General features: G+C 46.5%; 15 protein-coding genes. 10 read left to right on the top strand and 5 right to left on the bottom strand.

Going from position 1 to position 19255, the window contains the following annotated elements; genetic code table 11:
• Window positions 1–37 precede the first annotated feature (37 nt).
• Window positions 38–1501 (top strand): glycoside hydrolase family 32 protein, encoded by a 1464-nt coding sequence (locus RIF36_RS05975; protein ID WP_350126285.1) that lies wholly within the window; start codon window positions 38–40, stop codon window positions 1499–1501.
• A gap of 36 nt (window positions 1502–1537) precedes the next feature.
• Here RIF36_RS05975 and RIF36_RS05970 read toward each other — a convergent pair whose 3' ends face one another.
• The gene (locus RIF36_RS05970; RefSeq protein WP_350126282.1) at window positions 1538–4159 is read right to left on the bottom strand and encodes a WG repeat-containing protein; all 2622 of its coding nucleotides are present in this window, start codon (window positions 4157–4159) and stop codon (window positions 1538–1540) included.
• A gap of 174 nt (window positions 4160–4333) precedes the next feature.
• Here RIF36_RS05970 and RIF36_RS05965 point away from each other — a divergent pair, with 174 nt between their 5' ends.
• From RIF36_RS05965 to RIF36_RS05935, 7 genes are read left to right on the top strand one after another with little or no spacing between them, the layout of a single operon-like run.
• Complete coding sequence (locus RIF36_RS05965; protein ID WP_350126279.1) at window positions 4334–8620, top strand: hypothetical protein; 4287 nt, start codon at window positions 4334–4336, stop codon at window positions 8618–8620.
• Entirely contained in the window at window positions 8607–9014 is a 408-nt protein-coding gene (locus RIF36_RS05960) for a gamma-glutamylcyclotransferase family protein (protein WP_350126276.1), read from the top strand. Before RIF36_RS05965 ends, RIF36_RS05960 begins: the two co-directional genes overlap by 14 nt.
• A complete protein-coding gene (locus RIF36_RS05955) occupies window positions 9011–10063 on the top strand; it encodes a mechanosensitive ion channel family protein (protein ID WP_350126273.1) in 1053 nt (350 codons plus the stop codon). The genes RIF36_RS05960 and RIF36_RS05955 overlap by 4 nt, the downstream gene beginning before the upstream one ends.
• A 58-nt stretch (window positions 10064–10121) precedes the next feature.
• Entirely contained in the window at window positions 10122–11057 is a 936-nt protein-coding gene (locus tag RIF36_RS05950; protein WP_350088892.1) for a polysaccharide deacetylase family protein, read from the top strand.
• Window positions 11058–11078: 21 nt separating this feature from the next.
• Window positions 11079–11954 (top strand): hydroxypyruvate isomerase family protein, encoded by an 876-nt coding sequence (locus RIF36_RS05945; RefSeq protein WP_350126270.1) that lies wholly within the window; start codon window positions 11079–11081, stop codon window positions 11952–11954.
• Window positions 11955–11969: 15 nt separating this feature from the next.
• Entirely contained in the window at window positions 11970–12440 is a 471-nt protein-coding gene (locus RIF36_RS05940; protein WP_350126267.1) for a hypothetical protein, read from the top strand.
• A gap of 5 nt (window positions 12441–12445) precedes the next feature.
• A complete protein-coding gene (locus tag RIF36_RS05935) occupies window positions 12446–13051 on the top strand; it encodes a transposase (protein WP_350126264.1) in 606 nt (201 codons plus the stop codon).
• 240 nt (window positions 13052–13291) lie between these two features.
• On the opposite strand, the gene RIF36_RS05930 is transcribed toward RIF36_RS05935, so the two are convergent.
• Window positions 13292–14092 carry a hypothetical protein gene (locus tag RIF36_RS05930; RefSeq protein WP_350126261.1) on the bottom strand — a complete coding sequence of 267 codons (801 nt, stop codon included), beginning with the start codon at window positions 14090–14092 and terminating at the stop codon, window positions 13292–13294.
• A gap of 220 nt (window positions 14093–14312) precedes the next feature.
• On the opposite strand from RIF36_RS05930, the gene RIF36_RS05925 reads away from it, so the two are divergent.
• Together RIF36_RS05925 and RIF36_RS05920 are read left to right on the top strand one after the other, a co-directional pair.
• Window positions 14313–14726 carry a hypothetical protein gene (locus RIF36_RS05925; protein WP_350078395.1) on the top strand — a complete coding sequence of 138 codons (414 nt, stop codon included), beginning with the start codon at window positions 14313–14315 and terminating at the stop codon, window positions 14724–14726.
• 32 nt (window positions 14727–14758) lie between these two features.
• A complete protein-coding gene (locus RIF36_RS05920; protein WP_350126258.1) occupies window positions 14759–16174 on the top strand; it encodes a L,D-transpeptidase family protein in 1416 nt (471 codons plus the stop codon).
• A gap of 33 nt (window positions 16175–16207) precedes the next feature.
• On the opposite strand, the gene RIF36_RS05915 is transcribed toward RIF36_RS05920, so the two are convergent.
• The 3 genes from RIF36_RS05915 to RIF36_RS05905 all read right to left on the bottom strand — a co-directional run bounded on the left by RIF36_RS05915 (window position 16208) and on the right by RIF36_RS05905 (window position 19195).
• A complete protein-coding gene (locus tag RIF36_RS05915) occupies window positions 16208–16741 on the bottom strand; it encodes a DUF4136 domain-containing protein (protein WP_350126255.1) in 534 nt (177 codons plus the stop codon).
• Between the two features lie 175 nt (window positions 16742–16916).
• Window positions 16917–17483 carry a gluconate 2-dehydrogenase subunit 3 family protein gene (locus tag RIF36_RS05910; protein WP_350126252.1) on the bottom strand — a complete coding sequence of 189 codons (567 nt, stop codon included), beginning with the start codon at window positions 17481–17483 and terminating at the stop codon, window positions 16917–16919.
• 11 nt (window positions 17484–17494) lie between these two features.
• A complete protein-coding gene (locus RIF36_RS05905; protein WP_350126249.1) occupies window positions 17495–19195 on the bottom strand; it encodes a GMC oxidoreductase in 1701 nt (566 codons plus the stop codon).
• Window positions 19196–19255 lie beyond the last annotated feature (60 nt).

The following is a 19255-nucleotide window of genomic DNA, read 5'->3' as shown; positions in this document are numbered from 1 at the left end:
CGTGTTTCTGTACCTGCTAGCGTGTCAAAGTAAGCCAATGAAAGAACCTCAGGTAAAACTCTATCAGGAGAAATTCCGTCCTCAGTTCCACTTCTCTCCTGAAGCCCACTGGATGAACGACCCTAATGGGATGGTGTATTATGAGGGTGAATACCACTTGTTTTATCAGTATTACCCGGACAGCACCGTTTGGGGGCCTATGCACTGGGGGCATGCCGTGAGTCCGGACATGGTGAAGTGGGAGCACTTACCTATTGCCCTCTATCCCGACAGCCTCGGCTATATCTTTTCTGGAAGCGCTGTGGTGGACTGGAACAACACAGCTGGCTTTGGCACTGAAACCAACCCAGCCATGGTGGCCATTTTTACCTACCACGATGCAGTGATGGAAAAGGCGGGTAGAGAGGATTTTCAATACCAGGGAATAGCCTTTAGCCTTGATAACGGCCGCACCTGGACTAAATATGAAAGAAATCCTGTGCTTCCCAACCAGGGAATTCGTGACTTCCGTGACCCCAAGGTAAGCTGGAATGCCGCTGCCGGGAAATGGATCATGACGCTGGCAGTTGCCGACCACATTAGCTTTTACAGCTCGCCTGACTTGAAGAACTGGGCTTTCGAAAGTGACTTCGGCAAAGAATTAGGAGCTCACGGCGGTGTTTGGGAGTGCCCCGATCTTTTTCAACTGAAGGTCGAGGATAGCGATGAAGAAAAATGGGTGCTGCTGGTGAGCATCAATCCCGGCGGACCGAATGGTGGGTCGGCCACACAGTATTTTGTGGGAAGTTTTGATGGCAAACAGTTTGTGCCCGATGAGGAAATGCCGACTACGAGGTGGGTAGACCAGGGCACCGACAATTACGCCGGGGTCACCTGGTCGGATGTGCCTGCCGAAGATGGGAGAAGGCTTTTCCTCGGCTGGATGAGCAACTGGCAATATGCACAAGTGGTGCCTACTGAAGTCTGGAGAAGTGCTATGACTTTGCCACGAGAACTTAAGCTAAAGCAGGTCGGAGGCGAGCTTGCATTGACCAACTTCCCGGTAGCGGAGGTTGGAAACATTGTTGGTAGTGGGAGATCTTTCCAACCAGAAAATGGTCAGGCAATTGAGCTTACTGATGCTCTGGTAGCGATTGACATGGAGTTGGATGGCACCAGCTTTGGTGGTCTTTCAATCAGCCTGGGCAATGGCACTGATGAAGTTGTGTTGATTGATTTTTCAGATTCAGTGGTTTCAATCGACAGGGCAAAATCCGGACTGGTAGGTTTTGAAAAGGGCTTTGCTGCTACTCATGTCGGGAAGCTGCTTAGTGGCGCTCGCCCAGCCTCGATACGGATATTTGTTGATACTTCATCCGTTGAAGTTTTCGTCAACGAAGGCGAGCTGGTGATGACCGAAGTGGTTTTCCCCACCCAGCCCTATGATAAACTTGTGGTGAATTGGCAGGGAGGTGCAGTAGTGAAAAACGTAACCCTCGGCAAAGTAGAAGCTATTTGGTAGCAACAACTATTTCGGCTTCCTTGTTAGCAACAGCAATTACTGGCAGAAAATTTTGTCATACTCCTCACCCCGAAAGGCTTGCGATTTGATGGGGTTGCCTTTGGCATCGGCGTATACTACCACATAAAATTCGGCTTCCCGCACATGCTTTTCGGCGAAATAAAGCGGGAGGGTGTCGCTTCCAAGGTTAACAAGGTCGTTGTAAGTAGGAGCGAGTACAACGCCATTTTTGCTGCTCAAAACCCCATATCCATCGTTAGTATATATCTTTAGGATTCTTTCTTCCTTGTCATCTCTCACCACCTGAAAGTTGATGAAAGGCATATAGTACGTTTTTTTTCCATCCAGGGAAGTGATGCTCCATAAGCCCTCTTTCTGAGCCATCACCAGTGTGTCGTTCCAAACCTGCACCTTCTCATACTCAAAGGGGAGCACGGTTTTTCCCTCAAAGTTGGTTAGGCCTGTTGCACCCTTGAAGGTGGTAGTGAGCAATTGGTCATTAAAATACCTTGCCCGTGTTTCGTATTTAGGGGCTGCCAGCGCACCGGTGGCCAGGTGATAGCTGCCAAATTTGCCATCGAGCAGCACGGTCACCAGCCCTTCTGCATCAGCTTGCCCAATTCCGTCGTATTTGATGGCCAGGGTTTGCCTGCCCGTGGTATCCACAATGCCTTGCTTCCCTCTGTTTTCAACAACCAGATAATTTGGAGAAAGGTAACGAAGCGAGCCTTGCTTTAAGTCAAACATAAGCTTCCCCTGCATGCTGTAAACCTTTTTCAGTTTACTATTTTCTATCACCAAAAACTGACTTTTGCTGTCATAATTGTCCTTTCGGTAGGGGTCGCCAAGCACATACACCTTGTCGCCTTTAGTGAAATCGATCCTGGAGCCGTTATTAAAGTGTGCAGTGCCTTTTAGGTCCTTGAAGGAGAGAGCAACGTCTTCGTTGATCAGTTTTGCAGAGTCGAGTCGGAAAATAATGCCTCTGGCGCTTTGCTTGTTAACGAGTGCCCATGCGGTGTCGCTTTTCCATGCCAGCCACTGGGAATTGAATTCAACTTCCGGAAAAAGATTGTCAGAGTATTTTCGAGTGTCAGCATAGAAAATACGGTAGCCAAAAGGCTGCTTCACGAGCCAGTTGTCTCCCATGGGATAGATATTTTGAACACCCATAGGAATAACAACTTCCTGGTTTTTGTCAATGATGCATTCTGAATCACCATTGTAGCCAATCATGTCTCCGTTTGGCAACTTTTCCAATTCCTCGTAGACGAAAGAAAGCTTTAGCTCTTCCTGATTGGCAACGGCAGCAATTTTTTTAATGTTGGTGAAGGCCAACAGGTCATCTTTTATAAAAATCCAAAATTGACCTTCTACAGTGATATCATCATATTGCGGCGTGATAAGTATCCGGCCATTGTAGGTAGCCAGGCCAGCTTTTTCTCCTTTTGTGATGAGCAGCAACCTGTTGTCGAGCAGCGCAATGTCGTCATATTGGCGGGCAAGAATCTGGTAGCCGGATTTGTGCCAGACTCCCATCTTTCCTTCCGATCCCGCCTTGATCAACCCACCGCCGATACTCTCAACAACATCAAACTCCCCCTCCGTAATTACAGCTCCCTGACGGTTAATAATCTTACCATCCACCAGCAAAAACTCACTTACAATGTCGCCGCATAGGTAACCGCTATTTATCGATGAAAAGGTAGGCTCAAACAGCACGGCACCGTTTGGCTTCAAAAAACCATATTTCTCATTTTCGTAAAATGGCACCAGATACATGTTTTCAAGCTTTCGCAGGTTGTCAAGCGAATCCTGAATGGCTCTGGTGGGGGTATAACGTGAGTAGTATTGAAAGTTATAGGCTGCCTGGTCAATGGTAAAAAGGAAATCGAAAGCCCGTTTTTTCATGTGCGAGTTGGGGTACTCTGCCATGAACCTAAGGTACGACTCGGGCTCATTGGCCGCAGTCATGATTTCGAATATTTGCTCTTCAGCCTCCTTTCTAAAAGGGGTAGCGGGAAAGTTTCTGAGAAAATCTTTGAAGCTGCTAAGCTTTCTATCTTTCGTAAGGTCGTTGAAAATAAGCACTTTATACCGTTCCTGGGCTTCAGCCACCTGCTCAGCCTCGGGGTAGGTTTCGTAAAACCGCTGGTAGGCCTGCCATGTATTGACTTCGGAGGCATTGCTAAAAGCGACACTATCTCTTTTTGTTCTGGCAAGGGGCACCTTGTCGGCATCAGCAAATTGCGCCATGAAGTCTTCGTAGGCCGCAACATCGCCCTGTTCGACAGCTCTTAGAAACGCCAGGCTGTCTATTCGCTCCTTTTGTACTTCAAAAAGAGACGGGTAAAACCCATTCTTGATACTTTTTCCCTGCTCTTTTTCAGTAAGCAATGGCCAGTCGACTCTTGCTGCAAGTATATATTTTTGGGCGCTGTCAATACTGTAATCGGGAAGTGAGTCAATCGTGTAGATAAGTGAGTAGAGATAATTGCCCCCTGGATTAACGATGTCGTTCTGTAGCGATTCAATCACTATTTCCCTGGCTTTGTCTACATCGCCCTTGGCTAGTGCCTTGGCAGCTTTTTTGTTTTTATCGGCATGCAACGAAAAACTTATCAGCACTGTCAGTACCAGCAAGAAGGGTTTGTGCATTTTCATAAATAGTCGATACCGATATATTTTAGCTGATCTCAATTACTATAGACTGCGAAATTACTAATTTTATTGTGGCTAAGCAGACAACACCACTTCTCTTTGTACTGAATGATTAGCAAATTTCAGTATTAGTAAGTATTTACAAAAAACCTGATGGCTATGGTGTAATTTATGAAGCTTCCCCGCCCACCCCGAAAACAGACACGGCTTTCAAGTTATCTGCTGAAGATTACTGTCATTACCACATTGTCAGCAGTAGCTCTGTACTTTTTATCTATTGGCACCCTTAGGGAAATGGCTGTGAAGCTGGCCGGAACGATCATTGCGCAGGTAGTGGAGGAGGAGAGTAATGGTTTTTATGATGTAAGCTTCGATAAAATTGAAATTGATCTTTTCCGGCGCCAAATCAATTTCAGCAACTTTCGCCTGAATGTAGACTCGGTTTCACAAAATCGATTCCATTCGGGGGAAGATAGCCGGGAGAACATGTATATCACCCACATACCGCTTCTCACGTTGCGAATTAAGAGTTTGTACAACCTATACCTTAACCGCAATCTTCAGGTAACGGCAATAGATATTCTTCAGCCCGATATCAAATGGTATAAAAACCCAAAGGAGGAGAAATCTGTCACGCTGTCATTGGAAGCGGGAGATTTTTATCAGCTGATAACGGATTACCTTAATCATTTTGAGATTACAGACTTCAAAATCACTGAGGGCTATTTCACTTATATCAAAGATCTGAATGATGTTCAACAGACCTACCTGGTAGGCCCGGTCAATGCGTCAGTTGATAACTTCGAGATAGGGCAGTCGGTGAAGAAGGAAGACAGGTTTTTGAATACCGAAAAGCTTTTGTTGCAAATAAGTAAGCAGAGCGTGAAGTTGGCAGACAGCATCCATGTGGTAGAGTTCGACGACCTCTCCCTGTCAACCGAGACTTCCGACATTGTATTCACCAACCTAAAGCTTAAGCCAAGGGTGGAAAAGCTGCCAGTGCCCGACAGCGTAAATAGCTACGAGGTTTTCATTCCTAAGTTTAGGCTAACAAACGTCGATTTTATTCAGGCCTACAACGACAATATCCTTCAAATAGGAGAAATATTTTTTGAACAGCCTGCCATCAATATTAACGAGGTAACCAGGGTCACCAGAAAGCGGGGAGAAAATCAGGAGAGTACTTCTATTGTAGAGCTTCTCACCTCTCTTTTCGATGTTATTGAAGTTCAAAACTTTGACCTCGACAGGGCCCTGTTGGATCTTAAGTTCTATGGAGGAAAGAACCAGGATCGCTTCACCGTTCAAAATGCCAGTGTGGGGCTCAGAAAGTTTAGAATAGACACCAGCACCGTTATTTTTAGCCGGGACAACAAGGTTTTTGAGCACATTGATTTTACAGTTGATGAGTACGCTTACTTTCTGCCAGACAGCATTCACCGGTTGTTTATTAAGAAATTCCGGTTTTCAACACTCGATTCCATTATTCGTGGCGACAGCCTGGTGATTGCACCAATACCGGGATTGAGTCAGAGGTGGTTTGCTGAGAAGGCGGATATGCAAAAACGATTTTATGTGCCTTCTTTTGAGCTTAGTCAGGTGGAGCTTTGGAACGGCTGGGAAAACAAAGAATTGGTGGTCGGGAAACTGGAGGTGAGTAGCTCTGAGTTTTTTCTAAAAAGGCTCAATGACCCAAAGAAGAAAGTTGGCTTCCGTGAAATAGCTAACTTTTACCCCTATATCAGCCATATCTTCTCGAGTCTGTCGGTGGCCAAACTTCAGGTAGACAAAAGTGAAGTTTATTTCTACGATAGAGAAAAACAGCGGTTCAGTTCACCGGAAATCGAGGTGTTTGCAAGCTCTTTCCGGGTTGATAGCCTTACCCAGCTCGACTCTACCAAATTTTTTCATGCCAATGACCTGGTTGTGAAGGTGGGGCAGTCTCGCTTGCTTTTCCCTGACGATTCCCATATCCTGGAGATAGGTGATTTCAGTTTTAATCCGATCAAGGGTAATTACATTGTTGAGAATGTGGTGGTAACGCCCTATACTCCATCAGGCTGGTCAGCTGAGGGTAAAATCAGACAGATGAAAATGACCGGTTTTTACCTGAAAGAATTTTTGATAGAGGGTGAATGGCTGGCTGACAGCGTGATGTTGATAAACCCCGACATCAGGATCAACTCATATAAGAGGCGGAAAGGCCTGAAAAAGGCCTCTCTGGGGAAAGTGGAAGTAAAGAAACTGGACATATACAGAGGCAATCTTTTTGTGAACCTGAGAGACACTTCTTCGCTGCAACTTGCCGATTACTCAATTGAAATGACCGGTGTTGGGTACCAAATCGGCCGGACTACGAATTGGCATATAAACGATGCAAACACAAGTATTGCCGGACTCAAAATTGCTTTGCCGGGCAAGGTGAACATGGATGTGAAAGAGATTAAAGCGTCACTTAGTGACTCAACTTTTTCCACCCTCAATTTTAACTATACACTGCCACCAGGAAAGGGGCTTGCAAGGCTTGTTACACCGGGTATTGACATCAGCGGAATAGATATACTGGCAGTTATAAAGGGTGATCATATTAAATGGAATCAGGCGACTTTCGGCGGAGCGAGCATCGAATGGACGGTCGCAGCAGGGTCGTCTGAGGGAAAAGGAATTGAAGCCGCAATCAATAAAGTAAAAACCCGGATACTTGGTGGCTATGACTATGTGAAAGGAAATGAGATACACTTTCCGCTGCGCTTGCTCACAACCCGACAGGACACCATTTCAAAAAGGATTAGCAATATCAACTTTGACCTGGGCGACATTTATTTCGACAAACAGTCTACCGTTGCCAGTTCGCCCATAGGCTTTGCCCGGGATATATCTATGGAGACAAACCAGCAGGATTTTTCCTGGCTGGACGGGTTCGATACTTTTACCTTGAACAGATTGTTGCTAAGCACGGCCGACCGGAAGATTTCTCTACTGGACTTTCGTCTGGCGACTGACAGGGAAGGTAAGTTTATTGCTATGGCTTTTGCTCCGCAGCTCGATATTTCCGGGCTGGATTTAAAGGAACTGCTGCTTACCGGCAATTTTTCCGCAGATTCGATACAGGCCAGGTTAGATTTTTTAGCCATAGATGATAGAAATAACGCAGCTCCAAAAAGTGGCAAGATTAAGCCAGCAAACGGAAATGCCGCACTTGGTAATTTGGAAGTGAGATATATCAACGTCGACGGCGACAAGCTAAGCTATCAGAATGCAGCAAAGAACCGTTCGTGGGAGATTCCTTCATTTGAGATACAGCTCAGGGGTTTCCTGATGAATGAGAATCAGAAGATGAAAGAAGATCGTTTGCTGTTTAGCGAAGCTTATAAGGTGTCGTTGGACAATATCGCTTTTCGCTTGCCCGACAGCCTCTACAGAGTTCAAATTGACAGACTTTCTATTAACTCTCAGGCGCCACAGGTGGTCATTGAAGGGCCGACTGTGTTGCCTTTCTACGGCATGTACGAGCATGCGCATGTGGTAGGGCATCAAACTCCCTGGGTACAAGCGAAGGGGCGACAGATAGCATTATATGATCCCAATCTTTTTGGGTTGCTTCAGGGTGATGAAATTGTCGCTCGCAAGGTCGAATTAAGCAATTTTTATGTTCGCATGTTTAAGGACAAACGCATGCCATTTCCTGCTGACCAGGTAAGAAGCTTGCCACAGCTTCAGCTTTTGGAAATGAAAATGCCATTGCAAATCGACTCGCTTTTGCTCACAAATAGCGCCTTGCTCTACCTGGAGTTTGCCGAGGATGGCACCGAGCCAGGCGAGTTGATGATTTCGGAGCTCAGCGCACGGGGAACAAACATCACCAATAAGCCTGAGGCCATTGCCCGTAACTCTTACGCCAATTTACATGCGCAAGCGCTCATGATGGATGCCGGACTACTGAAGGCCGACTTTGTGTTTGATTTGACCAGCAAAGCTGGTACCCATTATGTGACCGGCACTGTCGGCCCAACGGATCTTCAAAAAGCAAACTCTTTTCTTGTCCCAATAACTTTTGTTCAGGTGAGGGACGGCAAACTCAACGAAGCCTATTTCAACTTTGAGGCCGATACGTCTGTGGCCGTTGGCAACATGGATTTTCTTTACAACGATTTAAAGATAAACGTGCTAAATAGAAAAGAGGAAAAACAGGGAACCGGGAAGGCCTTTGAAAGTTTTTTTGCCAACGCATTTATCGTTTCCTCTAACAACCCTACTCTTTTTTCTACCCGCCAGGGCGGGATTTTCTTCGAACGGGATACTTCAAGGAGTATTATCAATTATTGGTCAAAGGCGTTTTTAAGTGGTGTTATCAGCAGTATTGGTGCCCGGAGCAACAAAGACAAAATCAAGCAATGGCAGGAGGAGGTGTACGAGAAGAATGCCATTCAGCAAAGCGGAACAAATGAAGAAAAGTGATTTGATCTTTGTTTACGGCACACTCATGTCGGGTTTCGAAGGGCCCTATGCAGTTTTTCTCAGGAAAAATGCTGACCTGCTGGGAGAGGCCAGCTGTAGTGGGTACCTTTACCATGTTTCCTGGTACCCGGGCCTGGTGCTGTCACCTGAAGCGCTGGCGTTTGGTGAATTGTACAAAATCAAAGAATCGTCCGGAGTAACTTTTTGGGCCACCCTTGATGAATATGAGGGGGTCGACCCAGTGTTGTTAGTAGGCGAAGAATATGTCAGAGGGCAGGTACAAGTAAGACTGGATGGCAAATTATTCACTGCGTGGACTTATTTATTCACCGGCCCTAAGAAAGGAAAGCTGATTGCCGGCGGCAGGTTTTATCCAGACATAAGTAAACTATGACGGATTTTCTCAATAAAATTCCTTTGCCATTACTAATCATTCTAAGTGGAATTGTTGGTGGGCTGATCCTGAGGTTTATTATCGTTCTAAGCATAAAATTGGGGTTGAGGGGAGGTGATCAAACTGACTTCATAAGGTCGCTCAGAAAGGTAAAGACCGCCAGCCTCACTTTGGTACCTATATTGGTAATTTTCCTGACTTTCACTTTCTACGATCCTGAAGACACCTTCCACAACTGGCGACAGTTGTTTCAGATACTGCTTATTATTTCGGGTACCTGGTTTCTTATCAGATTAACCAAAGTTTTTCAGGATATCATACTCAGCCAGTATGATATTGGCAAAGATGACAATATCCAGGAAAGGAAGGTCATTACCCAGCTTACGTTTATGAAAAAGCTGGTGATTGTTGGGTTATGCATCATCGCTTTATCTGCCATTTTGCTAAGTTTTGAGCAGGGTAGAAAATTTGGAGCTGGACTTATTACATCAGCCGGCATTCTCTCTATCATTGTAGGCTTAGCTGCGCAAAAGACTATTTCCAATCTGCTTGCAGGGCTGCAAATTGCCTTTACCCAACCCATCAAAATAGACGATGTGGTGATAGTGGAAAAGGAGTGGGGTAGGATTGAGGAAATTAATCTCACTTATGTGGTGGTGAAGATATGGGACTTGCGAAGGCTGGTGGTGCCTATCACTTATTTTGTGGAGCAACCCTTTCAAAATTGGACCCGAACAGAGGCCAGCCTGATTGGTACGGTATTTATTTATACCGATTTCCGACTTCCCCTTGAGCCGCTACGTAAGCAGTTGGTAAAATACCTGAAAACGGATCCTCTCTGGGACAAAGAGACACAAGTTGTTCAGGTCACCGACACCACAGAGTCCACCATGCTGGTGCGAGCCCTGATTTCTGCCCGCAATTCATCAGATGCCTTTGATCTGCGCTGCAACGTGCGGGAAATGCTTATCACCTTTATTAAAGACAACTACCCACACTATCTGCCAACCACACGGGTTTTGATGGAGCCTGTGGATAAAAAGGAATAAAGCTTTTGAAATAGGGGAATAGGTGATAATTTGATAGTTGATTACTACACCCGCTCTCATGATTTCAAAAAAGGTATTGATCTATTCTTCGGCATTGGCATTGACCGCTACTATTAGCTGTCAGCCCCCAAACATAGCTGAAAAACTGGGCTACCCTGCTGATACCAAGCTGCTGATTATCCATGCCGACGACCTGGGAGTAGCACATTCAGAAAATGCGGCCTCTATCGAAGCATTTGAAAAAAGCGGCGTCAGCTCCGCCAGCATCATGGTGCCCTGCCCATGGTTTCCTGAGATTGCGAAATACGGAAAAGAACACCCCGACAAAGACCTTGGCCTTCATCTTACATTGACAGCCGAATGGGAAAACTATAAATGGGATGGAGTTTCAATGCCGTCACAAATTCCGAGTCTTATCGGAGCCGACGGATTCTTCTATCCTACTTCGGAGGAAGTGGCACAGAATGCCAAACCAGAAGAGGTGGAGAAGGAAATAAGGGCGCAGGTGCAAATGGCCATCAATGCCGGCCTGAACCCCACGCATCTCGATTCCCATATGGGGAGCTTGTTTCAAACCCCTGACCTTTTCAAAATATACCAGAAGGTAGGGAGGGAGTTTGGCATCCCTGTGATGATCCCCGCTGGGTTGTTGGAGGCAGCACCACCACTTTTTGAGGCGATAGATGAGGTTTTTGTGCCAGTTAACCGTCTATATATGATGGGGGAGGGTGTGGCCGCCGACCAGTGGGGCAGTACCTACACAGGTTGGATGAAAGAGTTGCAACCTGGACTTAATGTGTTGCTGGTGCATCTGGCTTATGACGACGACGAGATGCAGGCAGTGACAGTCAATCACCCCGACTTTGGCGCTGCATGGCGGCAAAGAGACCTCAATTATGTGCTAAGTGATGAATTTAAAGAAGTGCTCAAGAGTGAGGGCATTCAGCCAGTGACCTGGCGACAAATACAGGAAATAACCTTTAACCAGAAATAGCCTACTTAAAATATATTTACTATGAACATTTCGAGAAAAGAAGCATTAAAAAAGATGGCCGTCTCCTCCCTGGGAGTGGCGATGGCACCATCTATCATAAGCCAGGCGGCTCCGTCCACTGGCAAAGCAACACGGAAAGGCAATATCAACCACTCGGTTTGCCAGTGGTGCTATGGCAAGAAAACGATTGAGGAGCTTTGTGAGGCTGCTGTCGATATCGGCATCAAATCGGTGGAGCTGCTGGGGGAAAAAGACTGGCCTACGCTCAAAAAGTATAACTTGCATTGCGCCATGGCTTACGGCTCCAATATTGGGCTCAACAAAGGATTCAACGACCCAAGCTTGCACGCTGAGCTTTTGAAGCAGTTTACAGCTTCTATACCAAAAGCAGCCGATGCTGGCTTCACCAATGTGATTACCTTCTCTGGCAATCGCAACGGCATGGACGACATGGTAGGCCTGGAAAACTGCGCCAAAGGGCTTGAGCCTGTGATGAAGGTGGCCGAAAAATATGGCGTGACCATCAGCATGGAGCTGCTCAACAGCAAGCGCAACCACCCCGACTACATGTGCGACCTGACACCATGGGGTGTGAAACTGGTAGACAAGCTGGGCTCACCCAACTTCAAGCTGCTGTACGACATCTACCACATGCAGATCATGGAAGGTGACGTAATTGCCACGATCAAGGAATTTCACCCATACATTTCGCACTACCACACAGGAGGCGTACCAGGCCGTAATGAGATTGACGAAACCCAGGAGCTTTACTACCCCGCCATCATGAAGGCCATTATCGAAACAGGCTTCAAAGGCTATGTAGCGCAGGAGTTCATTCCTAAAAGAGAGGACATGTTTGCTTCACTGAGGCAGTCGATTGATATCTGTGATGTGTAACAAATGGCCGGGTTGATGGAAAAGACTTTTCTTCTTGGGCCAGGCAATGGTAACTTTTCCTTGAAAGCCCAGAGGTTATTAAATTTCGCTCTCGGCTTTATGTTTATTGCCCAGGGGGCTTTCTCTTTTGCGAGGGAGAGCCCTTTTTCTTTGTTTACAACGCTGTTGGCTTTTGCTCAAATCTTAGGAGGGTGTCTTTTTCTCTTTTTTGGATTTTCCATGATGTCCAAGTCATCCAGGTTTGCACCAAAAGTGAAGCTAAATAATGATCACATTGAGTTTCGACTGGGCTTTTTTCAAGCCAATGTGAGTATTAAATGGCATGATGTCAGGGCTATTGACCTCCATTCATATGGCATGACATTTCGGTTGGCAGAAAGCAATAGAGCCATTGACTATAAAACGAGCCCCAAAATCTCAATAAAGGTAAAGGAGGCAATTCGGGAATTTGCCGAAGCAAAAGGCATTGTTGTAGCTGCCGGTTAAGACCCATGGTTTACGATCCTCAAAAACACCATCGCCGATCGATCCGATTGAAGGGATATGATTATTCGCAACAAGGGGCATATTTTGTCACAATTTGCAACAAGGGTAGGCATTGTTTTTTTGGGGAGGTGATTGACCAAAGCATGATTTTGAATGACGCCGGGATCATGGTTGATAAATGGGTACAGGAATTACCTAACAAATTTCCGGATATAAAATGTGATGTTTGGCAGGTGATGCCCAATCATTTTCATGCCATTATAATCAACAACGGCAATCCCGTAGGGGCCGACCTGTGTGTCGGTCCAAATAACGCAGCGGACGTGTCGTTTTCACCCAATAATTCGACACCGAAGTTGTTGGGCGAACACAAGGGTTCGCCCCTATATCGGGTTATACAATGGTTCAAAACCATGACAACCAACGAATATATCCGTGGTGTGAAAAATGCCGGGTGGCCTGAATTTAATGGTAAATTATGGCAGCGGAATTATTGGGAACATATCATACGGGATCAAAAATCTTACGACCGCATAGCCCAATATATTATCAATAATCCGGCGAACTGGGACACGGATCGGCTGAAAGGTGCCGATAAAGAGCCTAATTGATGGAGGCTAATTTATCACCTTCTCCACCCCCACATAGTACAAATCAAAACCACCTTTGCCTCCGGGTCTGTTCGACGAGAACAATAGAAGATTATTGTCAAAGCCCGTATCGTAGGTCAGAATCACAGGCCTGTATTCATCAAATTCCGTATTGATGCGCTCGCCGAAATTGACTGGCTCGGACCAGGTATTTCCGTCGTAAAGACTGTAGTACAGGTCAAAGCCTCCATAGCCACCGGGTCAGTCAGAGGTGAAGACCATTACTTTGCCATTAATGAAGGCACATTTATCGTTCCCTCCAGCGCTGCTGATAGAGAGTTTCTCAGGTGCTGTAGCCTCAGCAGCTGATAGTGACGCAACGGGGTCGTCGATAGTCAGGTCGATTTGATAGAAATCATAGACACCATCTTTGTCAGAGCAATAGACCAACTTTTGCACTGAGCCAGGACTAGTGATATACCTGGACTCCCAAGTAAAATCTTCACCAAAGAATGATGGATAAAGCTCATTGGCTTCCGTGTTAACCATGGCGATGCTGGTGGGCGATGCTGCTGGTATCTGATTATTTTCAGTGGGATCGATATACGTAAATTTGATATCAAAATTGCCGGCACAATCATTGGCATACAGGAACAAATAGGTCAGCTGGATGTTGCTGTTCGCCTGGGTTTCGTAAGTAAATGAGTATGGCCCCAGTTCATTGCAGAATGTGTTGACAGAGTCGAAGAGGGAGCGCATCGGTAACGAAGTGCCCCGGGCCTTATTTACATCAATTGTTAAATGTTCCGCAGCATAGTCCCATTGCAAAATGAGGTTCTTACCAACAATGTCGTAATGATTTACATCTCCCCTGTTTGATGAGAAATGAAACATGTGTTCATCGTGAATTACCGGAAGATCCATGTTGTAGTCATCCTCACTGGAGTTTACCGCCTCAAAGTTGACCACGTCATCAGGAAAATGGCCTTCCGAATATTTACTGCTTTTGTCGCAAGAGGAAGCGATTAGAAGAATGAAGAATATTTTGATGAGAAATTTCATATTTTAAATATAGTTCAAACGCAGGACATGTATGGATATTGTCCCTTTTCCCCAGACTTGTCAAATGCCTTGCAAGATAATTGGTTGACCATAATCACCTTTTGCGACTGATCTCAATCATCCGATATCCACCATCAAAACGGTAGTTTTATATGTGATCAGGTCATCAACAATAAGCGATGACCTGAAGGACAAGAATAGGAACTAAACACTTACAACCATGACTACCAATTATCAAAAGATTTACGAACAACTGGGCAACCTGTTTTTTGCCATCGCTATGGCCGACAACCACCTAAAACACAAAGAGGTTGAAAAACTGAAAGAGCTTGTAAACAAAGAGTGGGTGCCTTTGGAGCATTCAACAGATGAATTCGGCACCGATGCCGCTTATTATATCTATATTTCCTTTGATTACCTGACTGACAGTTTCACAACTGCTGAGGAGGCTTTCAATACATTTAAGGAGTATTACGAAATACACAAGGCTGTTTTCAGCGAAAAATTGAAAGCCAAGATACTAACCACGGCGACTGATATTGCAGTCTCTTTCAGAGGAATAAGCAAGGCTGAGCATGAGTATTTGGACAGGCTGGAGCACCTGTTTGAAGTGAAGGAGTCTCAGCTGAAGTGAGTAGTGGGATTTCGGGCGGTAATCGAAGGGAAATGAGCAAAAGGGTCACATACCGCAGTGCAGCGTTTATCACCATTTTAGTGGCGGCTGTTATGGTAGTGCTCAACAGTTGCAAACCAACAGCGGGCCATGTGTTAGGTGGCCCGGACGATTCCCTGGAAATTGGAGTGGCTGCCACGACAGTTGATACCACCTTGCTCAAAGAATATGGCCTGAATTCGACATCGTCCGTTATGGCGTTCTACAAAAGCAACGGTGCTTCGCTGGCCTGGTTCAGCGACAGCAATTTGCTGCCAGCCGCTGATTCGATGCTGCAGATGGTGAGGGATGCCGGGGTATATGGCCTGCCACCCGAAGCCTATAAGCTGGCTGAGTTGGAGGTGTTGCGCAACGACCTACTGGCTTTCCAGTTTACAACGCCCGACAGACTGGATATTCTCCTGACCGACGCATTTGTCTCCATGGCCAGGCATTTAGGGCATGGCGTTTCCCGGCTGGTTATCAGCACCCGTGAAATGGATGTTGCTTATGCAGAGCTTTTGAACGAGGCGCTGAGAACGGGTGAGGTAAGGAAGTCGCTTGAGTCGCAAGAGCCTTGTGGAGAACAATACCTGGCCTTAAGGAAGAAGCTAAAGAGTATTTTGAGGGAGCAGTTGGATCCAAAGGCTGATCTTGTCAGCACTCAAAACCAGATTTCGAAGTTAAATGTCAACATAGAAAGGTGGCGCTGGGAGACAGGGCCGCTGCCAGAAAGGTATGTGTTCATAAACATTCCCGCCTATCAGCTGTCAGTGATAGAAGGAGGCGAGGCTGTACTCCAGTCGAAGGTGATAGTAGGTGCTAAAAGTACTCCCACGCCAGTGCTGGAAAGCAGCATCTGGTGCTTCACAATTTACCCCTACTGGACGGTACCAAAGAGCATTGCCGTGAAAGAGATTCTGCCTAAGATGAAGACAGACAGCGGCTACCTCAGCCGACATCTCTACGAAGTGCTAGACTACAAAAACAATCTGGTGGATACGAAGGCCATTGACTGGTCTCAGTATGATGAAAATAATTTTCCCTACTATCTCCGGCAGAAGGAAGGGCGGGAGAATGCACTGGGGATTGTTAAGTTTCGGTTCGATAACCCTTACGGTGTTTACCTGCACGATACAAATGCCCCAAAGCTTTTTTCAAGAAAGGAACGAGCGCTGAGTCACGGTTGCATTCGCATGGAAAAGGCAGAAGAGTTTGCCTATTATCTCGTAAGGAACGACACAGTATACAGCAACCCTTTATTGCTGGAGCAATATTTTAAGCTTAAGAAACGCACAGAGATAAGCGTCATTCAGCCTATTCCCATTTATGTCAGGTATTTCACTGCCTGGGCAGAAGACGGTCAAATAGTTTATTACCCCGATGTGTATAATAAGGATGGTTGGGTGCTTTCCCGTGTGATTCTCTGAAGCAGGCCGAAGGAGTGAGGCACGGCAGGAATATCATTTCTTCTCTTTCGGAGGAAACTTTCTCAACACCATTCCAATTCCTTTTCGAAGGTTCTTCTCGGTCATTTGAGGATTTAGTTCCAGATAGCGGTTAGCGCTGGAGCGCCAAATCATTTGGCCTGTTTCCCTGTCGGCAATGTCCATGATGAGTGTGCCTTCCAGAAAGTAGTAGACGTCTGACTGATCAACCGGGTCGAGTTGCAGAAACCTGTCTTCCTCAAACCTGTACACATTGGTTTGTCTGTTTTCCACGGTCACATGAAAATCGAGCAGGAGGTCGGGGTTTTCGGCGTCGTAGATGAAGCCCTTTTCTTCCATTTCTTTGATAATGGCGTTCTTAAGGTTGCTAACAACAGCGCTGTCGTTCATGTACCTTGGGCCGGTGAAGGTGAACTCGCATCCTTGCAGCCAGCAAAAACTTTTGTACTTGCTAAAATCGGCCTGCCTGTCGAACGACGTGCTTACCCTGGTGGCACATCCGGTCAGCCCAAGAATCAAAACTACTATCAAGAGGTATACCTTTTTCATTGCCTGCGATTTAGAATCAAACCTAACGAGGAGATCTGAGCAATTGAATGACAATTGTCAACTCAACACATGCCTTTTGTTTGTAATAGGCGGCCAGCAAAAATGCAGAAAGCCCGGTTGGTCACCGAGCTTTCCATATCCAAATCATAGATCTCAAATCAGCAATCCAACATTCCTAAGTCGCCCAGGTTTTGCCAACCTCAGAGAATGGAATACATCCTTCGTACCTGCCGGGAATGGCCTCATAACGGAGCACCTGCGTGGCACCAATCTCTGAAGTAAAGAACCCAAGCAATGTAAGCTCTTTCATCGACAAGAACCACGGCCTTTCACCACCACCCGCACCGCTCAGTGCGGCAGAGTTCTCAGCTTTGATGACTTCCAATTGCTTGGCGGCATCCAATTGACTGAAAGGGTCACCTTCCTTGTCTTCCACCTTCTTGCTGAAAGCAGCCAGGCCATCCATGAATTTTTTCACGTCGGCAGGCTTGTATACTTCATGCACCATTTTCTCTATGAAAGCAGGCACTCCCGCATCTTTGGCGCCTGGCGTATCCGTAGCTGGAATGATGGCATCTGCAATCGCCTCCAGTTCCATGGCTTGCTCTTTGGTAACATACTTCGGTGTCCAGTAAAGGCTGGGTTCCGCAGTACATCCATTCAAAATACCCATTATCGCAGGAGCTGAAACAGATGCTCCCATGAAAAGGGCCGTCTTTTTTATTAGTTCTCTTCTGTTCATGGTTGTTCTGTTTACAGGTTTTGCTTTTTCATTTCCTTCACTGCATAATCAGCCGCTCTGGCAGTCAGTGCCATGTAGGTAAGCGACGGATTCACACAGGAAGCTGAAGTCATGGCCGAGCCATCAGTTACAAACACATTTGTGCAGGCATGTACCTGATTCCATTTGTTCAGCACTGAAGTTTTCGGATCACGGCCCATTCTGGCGGTACCCATTTCGTGGATTCCCAGTCCAGGCCCACCAGCGTCGTCGTAAGGCGTCACGTTTTTCAGTCCTGCCGCTTCAAGCATTGCAACAGCCTGTTCTTTCATATCCACCCGCATTTTCAACTCGTTTTCTTTGATCTCGCAATCAAAAGTGACCGTGGGCATGCCCCATTTGTCTTTCAGGTCGTTGTTCATTACCATTTTGTTTTCATGGTAAGGAAGCATTTCACCAAAGCCAGTGAGACCCATACCCCACTTGCCAGGAGTCATCATCGCTTCTTTGAGTTGAGGCCCTACTTCCATTTCCGCAACGCCACGGCCCCAGCCATCACGGCTGCCACCACCCTGATAGCCATAGCCCCTGATGTAGTCCTGCTTGTCGCTTCCGATGTTTCTGAAGCGTGGAATATAGATGCCGTTAGGCCTTCTGCCCACGTAGTATTCCTCTTCAAAGCCGTCATAATCAGCCCTGGCGCCCACACGGAAATGGTGATCCATCAGGTTGTGCCCAAGCTCGCCGCTGTCATTGCCAAGTCCATTAGGGAATCGATCCGAAATGGAGTTGAGCATGATAGACGTGGTATTAATGGTGGAGGCATTGAGGAAAATAATATTGGCAAAATACTCAACTGTCTCAAGCGTTTCTGCGTCAATCACCCTCACGCCAGTAGCCTTGCCTTTTGCTTCATCGTAAATCACCGAGTGAACGATGGAGTTGGGGCGCAGTTCCATATTGCCGGTTGCTTCGGCAGCTGGAAGGGTGGAGGCATTACTGCTGAAATAGCCACCAAAAGGACATCCTCTGATACAAAGGTTACGGTACATGCACTTGTGGCGACCGTTGTGATCCTGCGTGATATTGGCCGAGCGGCCCATGGTCATGATTCTGTCACTGAAGTTGGATTCAATGCCCTGCTTCACATGCTTTTCGATACAGTTCATCTCCATAGGTGGGAGGTATTTCCCATCCGGGAGCCCTATCCAATTGTCCGCTATACCGTTTACCCCGATGTACTGCTCGGCGTAGTCGTACCACGGTGCTATGTCGGCGTACCTGATAGGCCAGTCAACTGCTATACCATCCTTGGCGTTGGCCTCAAAGTCGAATTCCCCAAGGCGGTAGCTCTGACGACCCCACATGATCGAGCGGCCTCCCACATGGTAGCCTCTGATCCAGTCAAATCTTTTTACCTCTGAGTAGGGCTGGTCTGTGTCCTTGAGCCACCAATGCTTGGTAGAATTTTTTACTGTGTAGCCCGTTCGGTTTTGCTTTTGGTAATCTTTCTCTTCTTCGGCGGTGATTCTATCACCATTTTCAAGCTCCCAGGGATTCAGGTTCATCGTTGGATAGTCAGCAACGTGGCGCACCATTCTGCCTCTTTCCAGCACCAATGTCTTGAGTCCCTTCTCTGTGAGCTCCTTGGCAGCCCACCCACCACTGATTCCGGTTCCCACCACAATCGCATCGTAGGAGTTTTGCTGCTTTGCTTTCAGGTTCAAATTCATGAGATAAGGATGTGTAGTTTAAATATTATGTATCCGTTGTATTCAATTCAAAATATAGAA

Source organism: Imperialibacter sp., from assembly GCF_040222815.1.
GTDB lineage: Bacteria > Bacteroidota > Bacteroidia > Cytophagales > Cyclobacteriaceae > Imperialibacter.
The sequence above is the reverse complement of the archived record's forward strand: the minus strand, read 5'-3'. Positions and strand labels throughout refer to the sequence as shown.